Annotated in this window: 11 protein-coding genes and 2 pseudogenes; 11 read left to right on the forward strand and 2 right to left on the reverse strand. The window is 64.7% G+C overall.

The genetic code is table 11. The features are described from left to right. Positions 1-87: 87 nt before the first annotated feature. The 11 genes and pseudogenes from ASD94_RS14400 to bcsS all read left to right on the forward strand — a co-directional run bounded on the left by ASD94_RS14400 (position 88) and on the right by bcsS (position 17,004). Entirely contained in the window at positions 88-3,855 is a 3,768-nt protein-coding gene (locus ASD94_RS14400; RefSeq protein WP_056644042.1) for a fibronectin type III domain-containing protein, read from the forward strand. Between the two features lie 14 nt (positions 3,856-3,869). Then, positions 3,870-4,925, forward strand: a complete 1,056-nt coding sequence (locus ASD94_RS14405) for a helix-turn-helix domain-containing protein (RefSeq protein WP_056644044.1) — start codon at positions 3,870-3,872, stop codon at positions 4,923-4,925. 463 nt (positions 4,926-5,388) lie between these two features. After that, a pseudogene (locus ASD94_RS23300) lies at positions 5,389-5,478 on the forward strand (IPT/TIG domain-containing protein); the annotation flags it as partial. 175 nt (positions 5,479-5,653) lie between these two features. After that, positions 5,654-5,812, forward strand: a pseudogene (locus ASD94_RS24310) (hypothetical protein); the annotation flags it as partial. Next, entirely contained in the window at positions 5,798-6,949 is a 1,152-nt protein-coding gene (locus tag ASD94_RS14415) for an IPT/TIG domain-containing protein (protein WP_369818064.1), read from the forward strand. The pseudogene ASD94_RS24310 and the gene ASD94_RS14415, both read left to right, overlap by 15 nt. A 1,272-nt stretch (positions 6,950-8,221) precedes the next feature. Continuing rightward, complete coding sequence (locus ASD94_RS14425) at positions 8,222-9,400, forward strand: MFS transporter (protein ID WP_056644051.1); 1,179 nt, start codon at positions 8,222-8,224, stop codon at positions 9,398-9,400. Between the two features lie 125 nt (positions 9,401-9,525). Next, a complete protein-coding gene (gene ssb, locus ASD94_RS14430) occupies positions 9,526-10,083 on the forward strand; it encodes a single-stranded DNA-binding protein (protein WP_056644053.1) in 558 nt (185 codons plus the stop codon). Positions 10,084-10,482: 399 nt separating this feature from the next. Further along, positions 10,483-11,055: a hypothetical protein gene (locus ASD94_RS14435; RefSeq protein WP_056644175.1), complete on the forward strand. Its 573-nt coding sequence runs from the start codon at positions 10,483-10,485 to the stop codon at positions 11,053-11,055. Positions 11,056-11,705: 650 nt separating this feature from the next. After that, positions 11,706-13,979 (forward strand): UDP-forming cellulose synthase catalytic subunit, encoded by a 2,274-nt coding sequence (bcsA, locus tag ASD94_RS14440; RefSeq protein WP_082576886.1) that lies wholly within the window; start codon positions 11,706-11,708, stop codon positions 13,977-13,979. Continuing rightward, entirely contained in the window at positions 13,976-16,285 is a 2,310-nt protein-coding gene (locus ASD94_RS14445; protein WP_056644057.1) for a cellulose biosynthesis cyclic di-GMP-binding regulatory protein BcsB, read from the forward strand. Before bcsA ends, ASD94_RS14445 begins: the two co-directional genes overlap by 4 nt. Further along, on the forward strand, positions 16,282-17,004 hold the full coding sequence (bcsS, locus tag ASD94_RS14450) for a cellulose biosynthesis protein BcsS (RefSeq protein ID WP_156391437.1): 723 nt from the start codon (positions 16,282-16,284) through the stop codon (positions 17,002-17,004). Before ASD94_RS14445 ends, bcsS begins: the two co-directional genes overlap by 4 nt. A 10-nt stretch (positions 17,005-17,014) precedes the next feature. Here bcsS and bcsZ read toward each other — a convergent pair whose 3' ends face one another. Both bcsZ and mnmA read right to left on the reverse strand, forming a co-directional pair. Continuing rightward, positions 17,015-18,304, reverse strand: a complete 1,290-nt coding sequence (bcsZ, locus tag ASD94_RS14455) for a cellulose synthase complex periplasmic endoglucanase BcsZ (protein ID WP_082576887.1) — start codon at positions 18,302-18,304, stop codon at positions 17,015-17,017. Further along, the gene (mnmA, locus tag ASD94_RS14460; RefSeq protein ID WP_056644060.1) at positions 18,304-19,410 is read right to left on the reverse strand and encodes a tRNA 2-thiouridine(34) synthase MnmA; all 1,107 of its coding nucleotides are present in this window, start codon (positions 19,408-19,410) and stop codon (positions 18,304-18,306) included. The genes bcsZ and mnmA overlap by 1 nt, the downstream gene beginning before the upstream one ends. Positions 19,411-19,489: the final 79 nt, after the last annotated feature.

Here is a 19,489-nt window from a genome sequence, read left to right on the forward strand (position 1 = left end):
TTAATCAATATCCAGTCACGCCTTGGATGCATTTCGCCCGACGCAACGACCTCGGCGATGCCGAACGCGGGTCTTCGGGAGGAAACAATGAAATGGATTCTGGGCGCAGCCTTGGGCCTGCTCTTGGCTGGAACGTCGCACGCTGTCAATTACGCCGTACAGGATGGTGGCGCAGCAAACGGCTGCCAGAATGCCTGGCCACCCGCTATCGTCGGTAACTACAACGAAAACGGTACGCTCAACGGAGCGCCCCGCTATGACGGAAACGGCTGGTACCTGTACCGTGCATCCGTCTTCGGACAGGACAACTGGGTCGTCAGCAATTCGCTCGGCAGTACGGACCTCAACAACAGCACCATTGCTTTCTACGCGCTTTCCTCGGCCAGCACGCCTGTCACCGGCACGGGCTACAACAGCACCAACTCGGCCTGCGGCAAGATCAACGTACAGCAGGGCGTGACGGTGCCAGCACCTGATGCGCCTACGATCGGCCCGCTGAATTCTGGTGTACAGCCCTACATCTCCGGTGGGAGCACTACCGTATATTGGTCCGGGGTGGCCGGCGTGGTGGGCTACAAACTCGATGTAGCGACCGATGCCGCGTTCACAACCTTCCACCCAGGCTATAACGGGCTGGTGATCACAGCGTCGCCCACGCCTCCGACCAGCGCCACGGTCACGGGTCTCAGCAACGCTGGCACGACCTACTATTTCCGTGTGCGCTCGTACAACGGCGGCGGTGACAGCGTCCCATCGGCCACGGTGAGCACCACCACAGTACCCGCAGCGCCCACCCTACAGGCGGGCACCAATGTGCGCGCCGATCGCTTCACAGCCAACTGGAATGGCGCCACCGGCGCAGATGCGTACCGCTTGCAGGTATGTACAGACGCAGGGTTTACTTCTTGCATCGCGGGCTACAACCCGGCCAGCGTCGGCGACTCGCCAGCCCTCGTTTCGGGCCTTGCTCAAGCCACCACCTACTACTACCGTGTATCCGCCGGAAATGCGAACGGCTATAGCGCCTATTCCAGCAGTGCCAACGTCACCACCAATACCCGCCCCAGCCTGAGTGGCGGCTTCATGACAAACGGAGCAGTCAACGACAACGCCACGATTGCACCGTTCGCGGGCATCACCGTCTCGGACGCGAATGGCGACGCAGTCTCGGTACAAATCAGCTACACAGCAGCCAATGGCACGCTCTCGGGCACAGGGCTCACGGGCAGCGCGGGCAGCTATGTCTTGACAGCCCAGACACCAGCCACAGTGACCAGCAACCTGCGGGGTCTGGTATTTACGCCCACCTACCAGCAAGGGCCAACAGGGAGCACGGTGACCACCACGTTCACGCTGGTCCCTGACGACGGCACCGATGTCGGCACCAGCAACAGCACCACCAAGGTGACCACCACAATGACCAACGTCGCGCCCAGCTTCGTTGGTGCCACGACAACGATTACGGTCAGCGCGAACGCGGCCTCTACCGACATCAAGTCATTGCTGCACGTGAGCGATACCGACACGGGCCAGACAGAGATATGGTCCGTGCAGACGTCACCGGTGCACGGAACGCTCACCATCAGCGGCACAGCGACTCCCTCGGGAGGAACCGACATTGCACCTTCTGGCACCATCACTTACACCCCCGCAACCAACTACAGCGGCAATGACAGTTTTGCAGTGCGGGTGAGCGACGGCTCCGATGGCGACGTACGCACTATCACGGTGACGGTGCAGGCCGTGGCCCCCGGAGCCCCCACCATCGGCACCGCCACAGCAGGCGATACGCAGGCCAGCGTCACATTCACAGCACCCGTCAGCAATGGCGGATCGCCCATCACCACCTACACCGCCACCTCCAGTCCGGACGGCAAGACCGGCACCTGCGCCGGGCCCACTGCCTGCGCCATCACCGTGGGGTCGCTGACCAACGGGCAGGCCTACACCTTCACGGTGACGGCCACCAATGGCGTGGGCACCAGCTCGGCCTCAGGGGCGTCCAATTCGGTCACGCCCAAGGCCAACCAGATCATCACGTTCGCGCAACCCATCAGCTACAACTTTGGCGCCACGCCGACATTGAACGCCACGTCCAGTTCAGGCCTGACCGTGTCGTTCACTTCATCCACCACGGGCGTGTGCACCATCACCACCGGTGGCGCGCTGACATTCGCCGCCGCCGGCATCTGCACCATCGATGCCGACCAGGCGGGCAATGCATCCACCAATGCAGCCACCACCGTGACGCGCTCGTTCATGGTGAATGCCGTTATGCCGAGCGCACCCACCATCGGCACCGCCACAGCGGGCAACGCGCAGGCCACCGTCACGTTCACAGCACCTGTCAGCAATGGCGGCTCGCCCATCACCACCTACACCGCTACCTCCAGTCCGGACGGCAAGACCGGCACCTGCGCAGGGCCCGCTGCTTGCTCCATCACCGTGGCATCCCTGACCAATGGAACGGCTTACACCTTTACCGTTACGGCCACCAACAGCGCGGGTACGGGGGGAGCGTCCGCCAACTCCAATTCCGTCACGCCCAAAGGCGCGCAGATGATCACGTTCGCCAACCCTGGCGCGCAAAACTTCGGCACCAGCCCGAACCTGAGCGTCTTGAATGGTGGTGCATCGTCCACTTCTGGGCTGGTGGTGGGCTTTACCTCTTCCACGACAGGCGTGTGCACCGTCACGCCCGGCGGCGTGCTGACGTTCGTCACGGCGGGCAATTGCACCATCAACGCCGACCAGGCGGGCAACAGCAGCTATTTGCCAGCCACGCAAGTGAGCCGAACATTCATCGTCAACGCCGTGGTCCCCGGCGCGCCGACCATCGGCACCGCCACGGCGGGCGACACACAGGCCTCGGTGAGCTTCACTGCGCCCGCCAACACCGGCGGGACAAGCATCACCAGCTATACCGTCACGGTCAGCCCTGCGGATGTTGCGCCTGTCAATGGAGCGGGCTCGCCCATCGTGGTCACGGGTCTCACCAACGGTACGGCCTACACCTTCACCGTCACGGCGGACAATTTTGCGGGCACGGGCCCGGCATCGTCCAGCTCCAATTCCGTCACGCCCAAAGGCGGGCAGACGATCACGTTCGCCAACCCTGGCGCGCAAAACTTCGGCACCAGTCCTACGCTCACTGCCACCTCGGATTCAGGTTTGACACCCACTTTCACGTCGTCCACGACTGGGGTGTGCACCATCACCACGGGCGGTGCACTGACCTTTGTAACGGCGGGCTCCTGCACGATCAATGCCGACCAGGCGGGCGACAGCAGCCACCTTCCCGCTACCCAGGTCTCCCGCAGCTTTGCCGTCAACCCAGTTCTGTCCGCCTCTGGTTCCGTGGCAGGGATGGCAGGTGTCGTGACCGCAACGCTGTCGGGTGCCGCCACCTGCACATTCGCGCCCGGTGCCACCAGTTTCATGGTGCCCACGGGCATGCCGGCCGGAGTGTCGGTGCCCCATGGGGCCTTTCAGTTTCAGGCGACAGGGTGTGCCGTTGGCGGTGCGACCATCACGTTGCAGTACCCTTCGGCGCTGCCCGCAGGCATTCAGTTCTGGAAGTACGGCCCGGCCACGGCGGGAGCACCGACTTCCACCTGGTTCGCCTGGACAGGAGCCACCCTCAGCCCGGACCGGCGGACCGTGACCTACACCGTGACTGACAACGGCATCGGCGATGCGGACGGTGCAGTCGGAAGCATCCGTGATCCCTTCGCCCCCGCGTTTTTCGTGAGCGTTGGCGCTGCGACCATTCCCGTGGACAACCCCTGGGCCCTGGGTGTGCTGGTTGCGATCATGGCCTGGCTGGGTGTACGGCGTCGGCACCTGCGCATCTGAACGCCGGGGCCGCAATGCCATCCACCGCAACATTGCCTTCCACTGTCTTCGCCACCAACCACCTGGCGGCCGAGGAGCGCTTTGAGGCCTGGCGCAGCAGCATTTCAGTGATCTTCGACGTCGCTCCCATGGGGCGCGAGCCGCCCGGTGACTTCCAGGCCTCGGTCACCGCCAGCCACCTGGGCGCGCTGCTGGTGGGCGACCTGCATTTTGGCCCGCAGCAATTCTCACGCGGTTCGCCGCGCGTGGCGCGCGACGGGGTCGACCACTATCTGGTGCAGTGGTACCGGAGCGGGGGTTTCGTGGGTCAACACGACGACCGTGCCGACATGGCGGTGCATGCGGGCGACATCACCGTGTTCGACCTGGGGCGCACGCAGCGCACCTATGCCCAGCCGTCACATGTGTTGTCGCTCGTCGTGCCGCGCGAGATCGCCGCCGAGTCCTTCGGCAAGCGCGACGCGAACCTGCACGGCACCGTGCTGCGCCAGGGCACCGCGCTGGGCGGGCTGCTCAGCGACTATCTGCGGTCCCTGCATCACCGCCTGCCGGACATCACGCTCGCTGAAGCGCCTGCCGTGGTGCAGGCCACTACCCAGATGCTCGCGGCCTGCCTGCGGCCCAGCCGCCATACCCTGGCCCAGGCACGCGCCGAAGTGCAGGGTGTGACGCTGGAGCGCATCCAGCGCCACATCGCGCAGAACCTGGCCACACCACTTGGGCCCGACGTGCTGTGCCACCGCTTCGGCATCTCGCGCAGCATGCTGTACCGCCTGTTCGAGCCGCTGGGCGGCGTGGCGCACTATGTGCAGCAGCGCCGCCTGCTGCGCGCCTTCCATGCCCTGGCCAGCCCGGCCAACCGGCGCCTGCGGGTGGCCGAGGTGGCCGCGCGCAACGGGTTCCTGAGCGAGGCGCATTTCAGCCGCACTTTCCGAGCGGCCTTCGGTCTCACGCCCAGCGATGTGCGGGCCATGGCCGCTGGCACATCGGTCGGAGCGGCCGGCGCCGCCGGCAATGTGGGCCGTTCGACGGCCGAGTACGCAGACTGGGTGCGCGCGCTGCAGGTTTAGGCTGCGCAGCGGGCACCGTCTGGAACGGGTAGTCAAGAACGCCAAAACGCCCAGTCAAGCCAACCTGCCGGCGGCGCCTAGCATGGGCCAACGCCTGTTCACACTATTGCGCGCGACCCCATGCATTTCATTCGCCATCTGGCTGCGGCTGTGCTCGTGGCCGTGCTGTGCTGTCCGCTGCTGGCCAGCACCCTGCCTGCCGTTACCAGCGTAGCGCCCACCGAGGGCCTGACCATGGGCTGGACCCAGGTGGTCTTCACCGGCACCAACCTGGGCAGCACCTCGGCCGTGCGCTTTGACGGCGTGGACGCCACCAATCTGTTCGTGGACGGCAGCGGCGCCAGCACACGCCCGGGGCACCGTTGCGGTGGAACTGGTCACCGCCCAAGGCACGGCAGCGGCGGGCAACTTCACCTATGTGCCCCAGCCGGACATCACCAACTGGAGCCCCGGCGGAGGCTCAATGCTCGGCGGCACGGTGGTCACCATCACCGGCAGCGGGTTCACCGGTGCTTCGACAGTGTTGTTCGGGAGCCAGCCCGCCACCAGCTTCACGGTGGACAGCGACACGCAGATCACCGCTGTCGCGCCGCCCCAGGCCGCGGGCCTCACGGTGATGTTCGAGGTCGCCACGCCCATTGCCCATATGCCGCACCCCATCGGCTATTTCACCTACACCGTGCCGCCAGAACTGCGGCCCACCGTCACCAGCGTAGCCCCCTGCAGGCGGGGTGCCGGTGGTGCTAACCGGCGCCAACCTCACGGGCACCACGGCGGTGCGCTTTGCCGGCCAGCCGGCCCTCTCCTTCACCGTGGACAGCGCCACGCAGGTGACCGCCATTCCTCCCCCTGCGCCGTTGCAATCGGGAGGCGTGGAGATCACGACCAGCCTCGGCACGGCCCAGGGCTTTTTCCTATATGCCCTAGCGCCGGTCTTGGCCAGCGCCAGCCCTGCCACTGGACCAACGACTGGCGACACCCCAGTAACGCTACGCGGCAGCGGCCTGCTGAGTACGACAGGCGTAAGCTTCGGCGGCGTGGCGGCCCGCAGTTTCAATGTGGTGGACGACACCCGCATCGACGCGGTTACCCCTGCCCATGCCGCAGGCTCTGCCTCTGTGCAGGTGGTGGCAGAGAGCGGAACGGCAATGCTGGACGGTACGGCTTTCACCTTCACCGCGCCGGCCATCGACGGCGCCTGCGGCGCGGCGGACGGGCTGGAGCGCGTCACCCCGCCGACGGTCGGCCTGTGCAGCGCCGGTGTGGCAGGCAGCGTGGCCGCAGCCTCGGGAGCTTTTGCCTGGACCTGCGCGGGCCAGAACGGCGGGGCCAGCTCCCGCCAGTGCAACGCGTCCTGGCCCATGTCCGGTGTCGGGGGGCTGCGCGCATCCCTCACGTTGCCCGACCCGGCCGCCAACCAGGGCTGGGGCCTGGATGCCGCAGCGTTCGATGCCACGTTGCCCGCGCCACTGCCTAGCGGCGCGAGCACGCAGCACCGGGCATTGCGCCTGGTGCTCAGCGGCGGTGGCGTTGGCTCCAGCGCCCAGTTCACGGTGCAATACAGCGAGCCCGTGGCAGCAGGTGCCGTCTACCTCAAATACGGCCCCAGCCCCCCAGGTCTGAACTGTGCCGGTGCCGCCTGCGCCCAGCCCCACTGGTATGCGCTGCCCGGCAACGCGGCGGTGTTTGCCCCCGACCGGCGCAGTGTGACGCTGACGCTGACCGACGGCGGTCTGGGCGACACCGACGCTGTGCCTGGTCGGATCACCGATCCCGGGCTGCCGGTGCTGCTGGCCGGAGCAGGTGGAGGGGTTGGACTGATGTCCGTGCCCGTACTGGGCCCCGGGGCGGTGGCTGGATTGGCGTTGTTGTTGGTATTGCCCCTATTTGGCGGATTGGGACATCGGCTCAGTCAAAAAAAAATAGCTGTCCGCAGAACCAATGTATGCGCTGCAGGCAACTGGTTGGCACTGACTGAGAGTTGCTTGGCTAGGCCAGCGGTACTGTTCCTTATCACCTTCTGACCGAGCGGCCCATCCTATCTGGCCTACCCGCAACGCCCTGCAGAACAGCAAAAACCATCGTCCTGCGCTGAAATCAGGAACCGGCGGCGCCAGCTGCCACCCCACGAGCAATATGGGCCGGGGGTGCCGCCTCACCATGCGTGCTGCCGGAGCAGGCCTTTTCCCTCATAGCCACCCAAGCGCACGGGAGGGTCCGGCCGCCATGGTCACATTCACCTATCCGCGAATCACCGCCCGTGGTTCACGCACGGCGCTTTACCTTGCTCCCTCCGAGGTGCGCGCACCGGCACGGCATGTCGGCTCCCTGCGACGCAGAGCAGATCTGCCAAGTACGCCACCTGGGGTTGGCCCCTGCAAGGCATTTCCGACGTCTTCAGAGCTTCACCAGGCGAGCCCAACGTCCAGGACGCAGGCAGCAACGGCAGGGCGGTTGGAACACCTGGTCAACAAAATGCAAACGCAGAGGCAAGCTGCGGTCCAAAGCGCGGCATAGGATGAGCCACGCTCCCTGTGCGGCCGTGCTTTTCGCATGGAGGCTGTGGGTGCGCCGACCTGCCCCATGTCACAAGCGAGCATCCTTTTTCTGCCCAGCCAGCGCCCGCACCTTATGGCCATCTGCACCGTGGCGCGCGCGCCCCTCAAAGGCTGGGCAAGCGCATGGATGCTGGGTGCGGCTTTGTCCGCCAGCGCAGAAACCATGCCACCGCCCCGATCCACCCACCCCGCGCAGAAGCCTCCCACAATAACCACGGTCGCCCTGTCCCCACCCCGTGCACAGGCGGCGGGCAGGCCCCGCCCAGGCCCAGCGGCAGGGTCCAAGCCCGCCAGCACGTCGACAACCCACAATGGGTCGCACATTCCCACCCCTATCGACAACCCCTGGGCACTCGGCATGTTGGCCGCACTTGCAGCCCGGATGCTGTGGATGGACAGGCGTTCCAAGCAAGGCCACGGCTCAGAACGCGAGCGTCCAAATCCGCGTGGGTGAATCCGAACTGTGCGTGTGGGCCTCCATAACCAACACCGTCACGGAGTCCAACGCAGCCATGGCCCGGGCTACGGAAGGTGTTTGCCGTGCGAACAGGTGTGTTGCCGCTGGACAGGTGGACATGGCAGGCTCTTTCGCGCCTTCTCGGTGCGCCAATCGGCGGGCCCGCGCCCAATGGGCGAAAATCCAGCTTTTGCTTTACCGGGCCATAGCGCACCACCGTGCCGGATTCTTCTCCCCTGTCAGCCACGGCCGCAACGCGGCCACCCGCCCTTGACTCCCACATGACCGCCCTGGAGCGCCGCTCCAGCGTCAGCCTGGCGCTGATCTTTGCGCTGCGCATGCTGGGCCTGTTCCTCGTGTTGCCCGTGTTTGCCCTGGAGGCCCGCAAATACCCTGGGGGCGACGACCCCGCACTGGTGGGCTTGGCCATGGGCATCTACGGCCTGACGCAGGCGGTGCTGCAGCTGCCGCTGGGCATGGCATCCGACCGGTTTGGGCGCAAACGCGTGATCGTTCTGGGCCTCCTGGTGTTTGCGGCAGGCAGCCTGTTGGCCGCATTGGCGGATTCTCTGTCCGGGCTGCTGCTCGGGCGGGCGCTGCAGGGGGCGGGGGCCGTGTCGGCCGCCGTGACCGCTCTGCTGGCCGACCAGACGCGCGACGCCGTGCGCACCAAGGCCATGGCGCTGGTGGGTGGCAGCATTGGGCTGATGTTTGCCGTGGCGCTGGTGGCGGCCCCCGTGCTCACTGCTCACATTGGGCTGGCAGGGCTGTTTGGCTTGACCTGCGCACTGGCACTGGCGGGTGTGGCGGTGGTCGTGTGGTGGGTACCGCCCGAGCCTGCGCAGCACCAGAACGCCCCCCGGGGCCGCCTGGCCGATGTGTGGGCCCACCCTGATCTGCTGCGTCTGAACCTGGGCGTGTTTGTGCTGCACACCGTGCAGCTGTCCATGTGGGTGGCCGTGCCCGCCATGCTGGTACAGGCAGGCCTCACCAAAGACCACCACTGGCAGGTGTACCTGCCCGCCGTGGTGCTGTCGTTTGCCGCCATGGGGGGCCTGTTTGCGCTGGAACGCGCGGGCCGCCTGCGCGCCGCGCTGCTCGGGGCCATCGCCCTGGTGCTGGTGGTACAGGCGGGGCTGGGCCTTCTGGCAGCCAGCGGCATGCCGGCCACGCTGTGGGTACTGGGGCCGCTGCTGTTCGTCTTTTTCTGCGGGTTCAATGCGCTGGAGGCCAGCCAGCCCAGCCTGGTGTCGCGCATGGCACCAGCCCACCTGCGCGGCGCCGCACTGGGCAGTTACAACACCCTGCAGTCGCTGGGCCTGTTTGCGGGCGGTGCGCTGGGTGGCGCGCTGGTCAAGTGGGCGGGCGCTCCGGGCCTGTTTGCGGTGACCACGGCGCTCACGGCCCTGTGGTTGGTGCTGACCTGGCCGTTGCGCCCGGTAGGACGCGGCGGGCACTGAGCCCCAGGTACGGAGGCCCCTTCGGGGGTTCCATTGCTCCTTGGTTGCGGCACAATGGCGCGTTTGGCGCCTGGAATCTCTCCCCAAATCCGGCGCTTTCATCTCTTTAAGGCATAGACAGCACCATGGCATCCGTAAACAAAGTCATCATCGTCGGCAACCTGGGCCGCGACCCTGAAATGCGCACTTTCCCCAGTGGCGACCAGGTGGCCAACGTGACGATTGCCACCACCGACAAGTGGAAAGACAAACAGTCCGGCGAAATGAAGGAAGCCACCGAGTGGCACCGCGTGGTCTTTAACGGCCGCCTCGCCGAAATCGCCGGCCAATACCTGCGCAAGGGTTCGCAGGTGTATGTGGAAGGCAGCCTGCGCACTCGCAAATGGACCGACCAGAGCGGCGTTGAAAAGTACAGCACCGAGATCCGCGCCGACCAGATGCAGATGTTGGGCAGCCGCCAAGGCATGGGCGGTCAGGGTGGCGGCCAGCAAGGTGGCGGCTACGACGACGGCGGTGGCTATGGTGGTGGCGACCAAGGGGGCTACGACCAGGCGCCCCGCCGTGCTGCGCCCGCGCCACGCCCCATGGCAGCCCCAGCACAACGCCCCGCGCCTGCCCCTGTGGCCCAGGCGCCCCGCGCCGCATCGGGCTTTGACGACATGGATGACGATATTCCGTTCTGATCGCCGATCCGATTCGGCGCGTCTCGATTTCTCGGCGCGGGCAGGCACCCAGGGTGTTCTGAGCCTGCTCCTGACAGGGCCCCTCTACGGGGCCCTGCTCTTTTTGGGGTCGCCCCCCAATCGCCACCATCGCCCCCTGACGGCATGGGCGGCAAGCAGCAGAACGCGACCCGCTTGCCGAGCACCGGTTACACCAGGACCACGCAATCCGCCAAGCACACTGGTGGCAGCACTGCGGCATCCACGCGACACACTACATTTTGAAACCTGAACGCCACTGCAGTCACAGATCATCCCCCTGCGTTTCATCGATTGCATCTTGCAACGAAGCGCCGTCCGCCACAGAGCCCCTCGATGGGCCAGCGGCCAGAACACAGCAACAACGAGGGAGGGAGTTTCGTGCCAGGTTTCGTCCGAAAAATACTGATATTCACCACGGGCTACGCGTGGCTGCTGCTGATCGCGGGCCCGGGACTCATCGGCATGTCGGTGTGGAGCCATTGGAAAGCCGAAGGCGACCATGCCTACAAACCACGCGAGCAACTGGAGGCCCTGTCAGGCACAGTCACCAGCGCAGCCGAGATCACCGTCAAACGCAAGCGCCGGGCCACGCAGAAGTACTACGAAGTCACAGTCACCCCGGAGGCAGGTGGCGCTGAGCGCAAGCTGCGCATCGACCACAGCACACCCTCCACGCTGGTGGGCAACCTCATCGACGAAAAGATCTCGGCGCTGTTTGACGGCGATGACAGCAACATCACCTACGAAGTTGTTACCAATGGTCAACCCATCATCGCGTACGAAACCACCCGCCAGCGGCTGCTTGCGGAAGCTCAGTCCAGTGCGCAATCGCTCAGCGGTGCTGGCATGTGGATCTTGGCGATCCTGCTGACGCTGGCGGGCGCCGGCGGGGCCTGGGTAAATCGCACCCTGCGCCGCACGGACGACAAGCTCCAGGCCGCTGCAGCCTGAAACGCGGCACTGATTCATAAAAAGAGAGAGGGAGGGAGGGGCAGCGCCCGGGGTGCGCTCCTCCCGCAGTGGGCGTGGGTCATTGCGCTCATCTCCGCGCTGAAAGACTGACGTCACTGCGCATACGCGGTGACCCCAACGGCAGCCCGGCTCGCCCCGTTGTGGAGAACAACCAAGTGTTCTCGCCCACAGGCCGCCACATGCGCCTTCCAGTCCTTCCGCTTTCTGTTCGCCCCTGCACAAGCGGGCTTACTTCTTGCGCTCAAAAGAAAGACGGCTGGTTAGTCGAGCACCCAATAAGGCAGATAAACGGGGAATAAGCCCCTGATAGCCGCAAGGACGCGACCTTTACAGCCATTGCAGGACTTTCCGCGCAAGTACGAGCGACAGATCGCCCCTTGACGAGCATCATGAGTTTCTGCCCGTTGTTTTATTTTGTAATAGTTTTTATCTATTGAATTGCAGGGACAATCACGGTTTGCGAACTCGGAATCAAACCCTGCGGCGGCTGTGGACGCCAAGGATTTGGACGCAGCGACGGGACAAGTCGCCGCACGAGCCACGGACCTCTTCTAAAAAAATACGCCGATTGAATCTGTTGCGCTCAAAAGCCCGTACAACCCATTCTTCTGTCTCCATGTGGTTTTCTTATGCAGGCTGACAAGCATCCGGGAACGCTCTTTCCAGCGTTCTTTCACACACACGCCCGGCGCTTAGAGCTGGCGATTTGGTGTCTGTCCGCGGTTGTATTTGTCTATCTGTCTCTGATTCCAACGACACAGCATGCACAGGTGCTGATTTCCGCAGCGCTACTCACGGTCCTGGGCGGTTGCTACTTGCTTGGCCGACGTGCGCAAGACCCCCGGCGGCGGCGCCTCGCGCGGTTGACCATCATCATGCTGTGCACCTTTCTGTCATTGCGTTACATGCATTGGCGCGCGACCGATTCGTTACCTCTGCAGTTCGGGCTCCTCTCCATGGTGTGCGGGCTGCTGCTATTCGCCGCCGAAGGCTATGGTTTTGTGAACATGCTTTTCGGCTTTTTCATAAACAGCGAACCATTTGCCCGTCATTCGATACCGTTGCCTGACGATGAGGATGTTTTGCCCCATGTAGACATCTACATACCCACTTACAACGAAGATCCTGACATTCTCCGACCCACGGTCATTGCAGCCACGCAGATGCACTACCCGCGCCACAAGCTGCATGTGTATGTTCTAGACGATGGCGGAACAGCACAAAAACTCAACGACGAGAACCCCGCCAAAGCCGCTGCCGCGCATGAGCGGGCGCAAGAGCTCCAATTGATTGCGCGCCAGTTCGGTGCGGGCTACCTCACCCGCGAGCGCAACCTGCATGCGAAGGCTGGCAATATCAACAGCGCGTTGTCCAGCACACAGGGCGAGTTGCTGCTCATTCTGGATTGCGATCACATTCCAGCGGCAGACTTTCTGCAGCGCACCGTGGGGTTCTTTCTGGCGGATCCCCAGCTTTTTGTGCTGCAAACCCCCCACAACTTCGTCAGCCCAGACCCCGTAGAGCGGAACCTGGACACCTTCGAGAACTCGCCGGCCGAAAACGAGTTGTTCTATGACGTGATGCAGCCGGGCCTGGATTTTTGGGGCACGTCTTTCTTCTGCGGCTCGGCTGCGGTGCTACGGCGCAGTGTGATTGACAAGCTCGGCGGCGTGTCGGGTCAGACCATCACCGAAGATGCAGAGACCACCCTCGATGCACTTTCCCTCGGATACAAGTCTGCTTATTACAACCGCCCCATGGTGTCGGGACTGCAACCGGAGACCTACTCAGGCTTCATCGTGCAACGCGTCCGCTGGGGCCAAGGCATGCTCCAGATCTTTCTGCTGAAAAACCCCTGGAAGCAGCCTCACCTGACCTTCACGCAGCGCCTTCTCTATACCAACTTTGCCTTCTACTGGGGCTTTGCAGGGGCCCGGGTGATCATGCTGCTCGCCCCTCCGGCGTACCTGATGTTCGGCATCAACCTGTGTGACACCACCGCGCCGCAGCTGCTGGCCTATTCCGTACCGGCTTTGATCGCATCGCTGGTTTCCACCCAGTTTTTCTACGGTCGGGTGCGCTGGCCCTTCATGTCGCAGCTGTACGAAATCGTCCAATCGGTCTACGTGCTGCAGGGTCTCGCGGAGGTGATACGCAAACCGCGCTCCCCGTCGTTCAAGGTGACGCCCAAGGGCGAAGTGCTCAACCAGAACTTCATCTCCTCGCTGGCCTGGCCGTTCTACGTGTTGCTGATTCTGACCGTCCTGGGCGTGGGGTTCGGGGTGCTGCGCATATCGAGTGAGCCCTGGAACGTCGGCGCCATCAGCTTTGTGTTGTTCTGGGCCGTCCTGGACACGGTGCTGCTGCTCGGGGTCCTGGGGATCACGTTCGAGCGCCGCCAGTTGCGATCAGAACCAAGGCTGCGCCATGAGGAACCCATCACGGCGCACATCGCCGGGCAGACGTTCGAAGGAACCACCACCAATGCGTCCGCGTCTGGCCTCGCCGTAAAGCTGCGATATCCACCCGGTAAGACCACGCCCGACATCCAGCCAGGCAGCCCCATCGAGATCACCCTGCATGGCCGGCCCGGTCGCCTGCAGGGCCACCTGCAATCCTTCAGGCACATCAACAGCCAGGAGTTCAGCCTTGGGCTCAAATACAGCCACGGCAGGCAAGCCCAGGAGCGTCTTGCCATCGATCTGGCCTTTGGCTCCAGCGATACGCTGGTACAGAACAACCAGCGCCGGCACGCAGGACGGAGCGTGCTGGGCGGCTTGTTGGCAGTTATCCGCTTCGCCCTCACCCAAGGGTTGGGCCATCTGATTTTCCTGGTGCAGCAGCAAGCCCATCGCACGCTTGCCGCAGCGCGCATTCTGCTTTCTCCCAAAAACTCTTCATGATGCATCTCGCCGCGCCCATGCTCCATCACCGCCATGCCTTCAGGGCGACCCGGTTTGCCGTTCTGTTGCCCTTGGTGCTGGCGCCATTGACCGCCATCGCAGACACCAAGCGCCCGGGTGAGCCCAGGGCGCAAGCCCCGCAAGAGCGCACCGATGGCAAAGAATTCACGATCCCGCTGTCGCGGCTGAAGGGGGAAGACAGACCCTACCGCCTGGCGGGCGTGGCCTCCAGCATGAAGCTGTCGCTCCCCCTGCCGGCGCTCGTGCAGGCACAGGACGTGCGACTCGAACTCTCAGGCACGGCCTCGCGTTCATTGACGGCCTCGTCACAACTGGAAATCGCAGTCAACGGCCGTGTGGTCCGGCAGTTGGGACTGAGTGGCAGTGAAGAGAACTTCCGTCACTCCATCAGTCTCCCGCTGAGCGCTCTGCGCGAGGGCTTCAACGAAGTGCAAATCAGTGTTGCACAGCACTATGCCAGCACATGTGAATACCCGATGGCCTCCCAACTGTGGACGGACATCCACCTGCGGGAATCACAGTTCGTCGTATCGGCCACCCCCAAGGCCTTGCCAGCAAGGCTCGACAGGCTCGATGCCTTGTTTGACAAGGCGGTGTTTGCCGATCCCGCCCCCGTCGCCATCCTCACGGCCAAGGCGCCGGAAGGCGCGGTGCTCAGCGCTGCAGGACTCGTCGCCCAGGGGGTCGGACACCGCTATGACTACGTGCCCGTCCGCATTTCCAGTGCACGGTTTCCGGCGACACCGGCCGAGCTGGGCACCGCTTTGCCACCCCAGGCCCGGGCGGCCGTGGTACTGGGCACCTTCGACAACCTCGGTGCCTATCTCCAGGGGCTGGGGACGCCCACGGACTCCGGACCGGTGGTCGCCGTACGTACCTTGCCAGAGGACCCCACTCGCTTTGTCGTGATCCTCGCGGCAGCCACCGAAGCAGAACTCCCGACGGCAGCCACGGCCTTTGCCATGCAGCGCATGCCCTGGCCGGGCAAGGCGTGGGTCGCAGTGCGTGATCTCAAGCTGCCATCGCCAAAGGATCTGCGCGAGGCAGCTGACGCCCAGGACGCATCAACCCATGCGCAGCCGCTGAGCGCCCTGGGGTACGCCACCACCACTTACAGCGGCCTGCCCACCGGCAACGCAAGCCTCCGTTTCTGGAACTCCAATTGGCAAGGGCGCATGCAGGTGCGACTGCACCTTGCCTACGGCAGCGGCATGTCGGCACAGTCGGCCCTCAATGTGGTCGCCAATGGGGTCATGCATGGCTCCATACCACTGAATAACCCTGCGGGCGGCGTGTACACCAACTACGCCGTGAGCCTTCCCACCGGGTCATTGCGCATGGGTTGGAACACCCTGGAGCTGCAGCCTGTGCTGGTGCCCCAATCCAATGGTGGGGAGTGCAAGCCATTCTTCCTGGGCAATCTCGCCACCACGATCTATGACGACAGCACGGTGCAGAACTTCGGGGGCAGCCCGCTCCTGCGTCCCGACCTGGGGCTGATCGCCCGCGACGGGCGCGGCTCTCCGATTCCGCCTCTGGGTGACGGCATGGCGGTGCAGCTGACCGATGCACAGGACCCGACTGTGGGGGCCGGCCTCACGCTCATGGCCAAGCTGGTACAGGTGCTGCGAACCCCCTTGTTGCGCACCTCTTTCCAGGTCGGCCAGGACGAGAAAGCCACCAACCGCCTCTGGGTCGGGGCCATGGAACGCCTGCCGGAGAACGTACGAGAGCGGGCAGGACTGAACACCGCCAGCAGCCTCTTGCTGAATGTGCCCCTGATGCAATCCGTCAGAGTCCCGGTGATCGAAGGCAATGACACCCTGATGCAGCTGCGCGAACTCATCGAGGGCTCGGCAGCACGCCCCCTGGTGCTGGGTGCCGCCGTAGCGATCAACGATGCCCCCACACAACACGCCATTGCCACCACCGTGTTTGATGGCAACCAGCCCCTGACGGTGTTCACCGCGGCCAACCCCGAAGAACTGCAGGCAGCCCTGCATGATGTGGTGGGGTATGGCCCATGGGGCCAACTGCGCGGTGGCATGGCGTTCTGGCGGCCGGGTGAACCCGTGAAGACGGTGATTTCGGAGGACACACCCTTCAGCGCCTACGCCTTGCGCGGCAGCATCGGCCTGTGGGTTTCGCAGTACCCCTGGTGGTCGCTGGGCATTGTGCTGGCCCTGATCGCCTCGCTGGTCGGACTCACGCGCACGGTGCTGGCCCGCTATCGGCAGCGCAATCTGCCGGTACAAACCCAGCGTGCATCCGGGAGCAAGGCATGAGCCACCACCTGCATCGGTATCTCCTGTTGATCGGGCTGTCCTGTGCGGGCCCCTTGGCATCGGCACAAGACGCTGCGCCAAAGCTCTACATCGGGGGTAGCCAGGGGTCCTCAGCAGGTACCTACACCTATGCCGGGCAGATCGTCCCCCTGGAGGGCGCGCAGGTGGGCCAAGGCTGGTTCCAGAAAACCGTGGCGAGCTGGCTGACCTACCAATACGACACCACGGTGGCGGGAGTACCCACCGAGGCGAAAGCCGGTGCTGCGGGCATTGAGAGCGGCTGGGGGTACGCCTGGGACACCGAGCGCTTCAAAGGCGACGTGTCGCTCTCTCTGGGCCTGCGCAATACCCACCTGCGCCCGGCCGCAGTCCGGGCAGACGGTCAACACGGCACCCGCGTCACCCTGACACCACAAGTCGCCGCGCGCTATCTGCTCACCCCCCGGTGGGACGCCGACGTTCTCGCGTCGTACAGTGCAGGCACCCAAAGCAGCTTTACCCGAGCGCGCATGGGCGTTCGACCCGGCGACACCGAATGGCGCCTGGGGCTCGAGGCCACGCTGTCCGAGGGCAAGGACTACCGCACCCGGCAAACGGGGGTGTTCGCGGGTCGCAGCATGGGATCTGGCTGGTTTCTGGAAGTCAATGCCGGCCAGGCACGGCCCAAGGATGGCAAAAGCACGCCATACGTCGGACTGTCTGCATCGCTCGTGCGATAGGCTGGTGCGTTTACCGCCAGGGGGTCTGCAGCGCACCCTCAGCGCTGAATCGATAGCGACCCTCCAGAGCCCCTTGCGCGAACAACGCCAGCACTTGGTCATAGTAGGTCGGAGGGTTTCCCAGCAACCCCGTCGCAAAGCGCGAGGCAGGGCAGCCAAGGGAGGGACGGGCGGCTGGTGCGGCCTGCCGCGTTGAACGCACCACAAGCGCCTGCTGTGCCTGGAGCAGCGCCGTCGCCCCGTGCGCCTTCAAGTACGGCAGAAGTGCGGCAGAAAAACCGGGCGGCGCCACTCCGAGGCCAGAGCCGTCGTCCGTGCGAACCTTCTGCGGCGGCTGGGCATTGCCAGCAGCGAGCCAGTCCCGCATCCCCCGCAGCCCTTTCAACAGTTCAGGGCGGGCAGGGTCGGCCCCATGCACCAAACCCGCCCACAGATACGCACGAATCGCGTCATAGCTGCCCAATGCCGGACTGGCGGCAGTGGCATGCCAGCCTCGGTGCTCACTGTATTCGACCCAATCGGGCACGAAGCCATGGGGTGTCATGGCACGTAGCATGGCGAGCGTGTTGGTGGTGATCTCAGCCCAGGGGCCTTCGCCACGCAGCGCGGCCAAATAGCGCAACTGGTGGATCGGCAGATAGCTCGGATTGAAACGCCAGCGGGCTGTGTCTGTCTGAAAGCCCTGGGGGGCGGGAAGCAGCATCCAGCCCAGGCCCGGCAGCCGCACCAGCTCCGAGGCTTCAATGCGCGCCAGCAACGAGTGCCCCAACTGGCCGTAACTCGGCATGTTCCACAAGCGGGCTGCCTCCAGCAAGGTGTAGACAAGCCACAGGTCTGCGTCCGACGCAGGGTTGGCATCCACCAGCATCCACTCGCCACTGTCGTGCCGCCCCCAGCGCCATCCCGGGAGACGCGCTGTCAGGTCCCCCGCCGCCAGATGGCGCTCTGTCCAGCGCAGCAGCGTGTCAAAACGGCCTCGCTCATTGGCCACCAGACTGAAAAACAAGGCATAAGCCTGCCCTTCGGAGGTGGTGTAGCGCGTCTGGTGCTGGTCATCAATCACACGCCCATCGTCTTGCACAAAACGCGCCAGAAAGGCATCCCACAAAGGCCACGCGGGACACCGGGGCGCAGGCTCATGCAGGGGCGGCGGCGCAGCCGCAACCACCACCGGCCAGGCCAGACATCCAGCGGCCAGGCGACGGCGCCGAAGGTCAACCAGGGGCCGGCCCGGGGGCACCTTCAGCGGAGACTCCCCACAGGTCCCAGCGTCGGCAGGCACCTGGGGAGTCTCTGGCATCACACCACGCTCGCAATCACACCGCCACCCAGGCACACGTCGCCGTCGTACAGCACTGCGCTCTGCCCCGGCGTCACGGCCCACTGGGCTTCGGGGAACTGAAGCCCAAAACCGTCCGGCGCGGCCTCCAGCGTGCAAGCGGCATCCTGCTGGCGGTAGCGCGTCTTGGCGGCATAGGCGCCGGGTGTGGGCGTATGACCGGCGCACCAGCTCACGTCCTGCGCCACCAGACGGTGTGACAGCAGCCACGGGTGGTCGTGCCCCTGCACCACGCGCAGCGTGTTTTTTTCCAGGTCCTTGCGCGCCACGAACCAGGGCTCGTGCGCACCGCCACCCCGCTGTGCGCCCTTTTCTTTCACTCCGCCAATGCCCAGCCCCTGGCGCTGGCCCAGCGTGTAGAAACTCAGGCCCACGTGCTGGCCCAGCTTGCGTCCCCGGTCATCCAGAATGGGGCCGGGCGCATGGCTGATGTAGCGGTTGAGAAATTCACGGAACGGCCGCTCACCGATGAAGCAGATACCGGTGGAGTCCTTCTTCTTGGCGTTGGGCAGGCCAATTTCCTCGGCTATGCGGCGCACCTCGGTCTTGTGCAGCTCGCCCACGGGGAACAGCGTCTTGGACAGCTGGGCCTGGTTCAGGCGGTGCAGAAAGTAGCTCTGGTCCTTGCTCGGGTCCAGTCCCTTGAGCAGCTCGAACAGGCCAGATGTGGCGTTCTGGCGCACGCGGGCGTAATGCCCGGTGGCGATCTTCTCCGCCCCCAGCCGCATGGCGTGGTCCAGAAAAGCCTTGAACTTGATCTCTGCGTTGCACAGCACATCGGGGTTGGGTGTGCGGCCCGCCTGGTACTCGCGCAGGAACTCCGCGAACACGCGGTCCTTGTAGTCGGCCGCGAAGTTCACATGCTCGATCTCGATGCCGATCACGTCGGCCACCGCGGCTGCGTCCACGAAGTCGATGTTGGACGAGCAGTATTCGCTGTCGTCGTCATCTTCCCAGTTTTTCATGAAGATGCCGACGACCTCGTGGCCCTGCTGTTTGAGCAGGTAGGCGGTCACGGCCGAGTCCACCCCGCCGGACAGGCCAACAACGACCCTGTGTTTGTTCATCCCCCGATTATCCCCGGCGCATTGCTACCACCCTCGTTGCGCCCGGAATACCCGCCGTGGAGCGGCGGGAAGGGATGTC

The sequence above is a fragment of the Acidovorax sp. Root70 genome (assembly GCF_001428225.1).
In the GTDB taxonomy this organism is placed as follows: domain Bacteria; phylum Pseudomonadota; class Gammaproteobacteria; order Burkholderiales; family Burkholderiaceae_C; genus Acidovorax.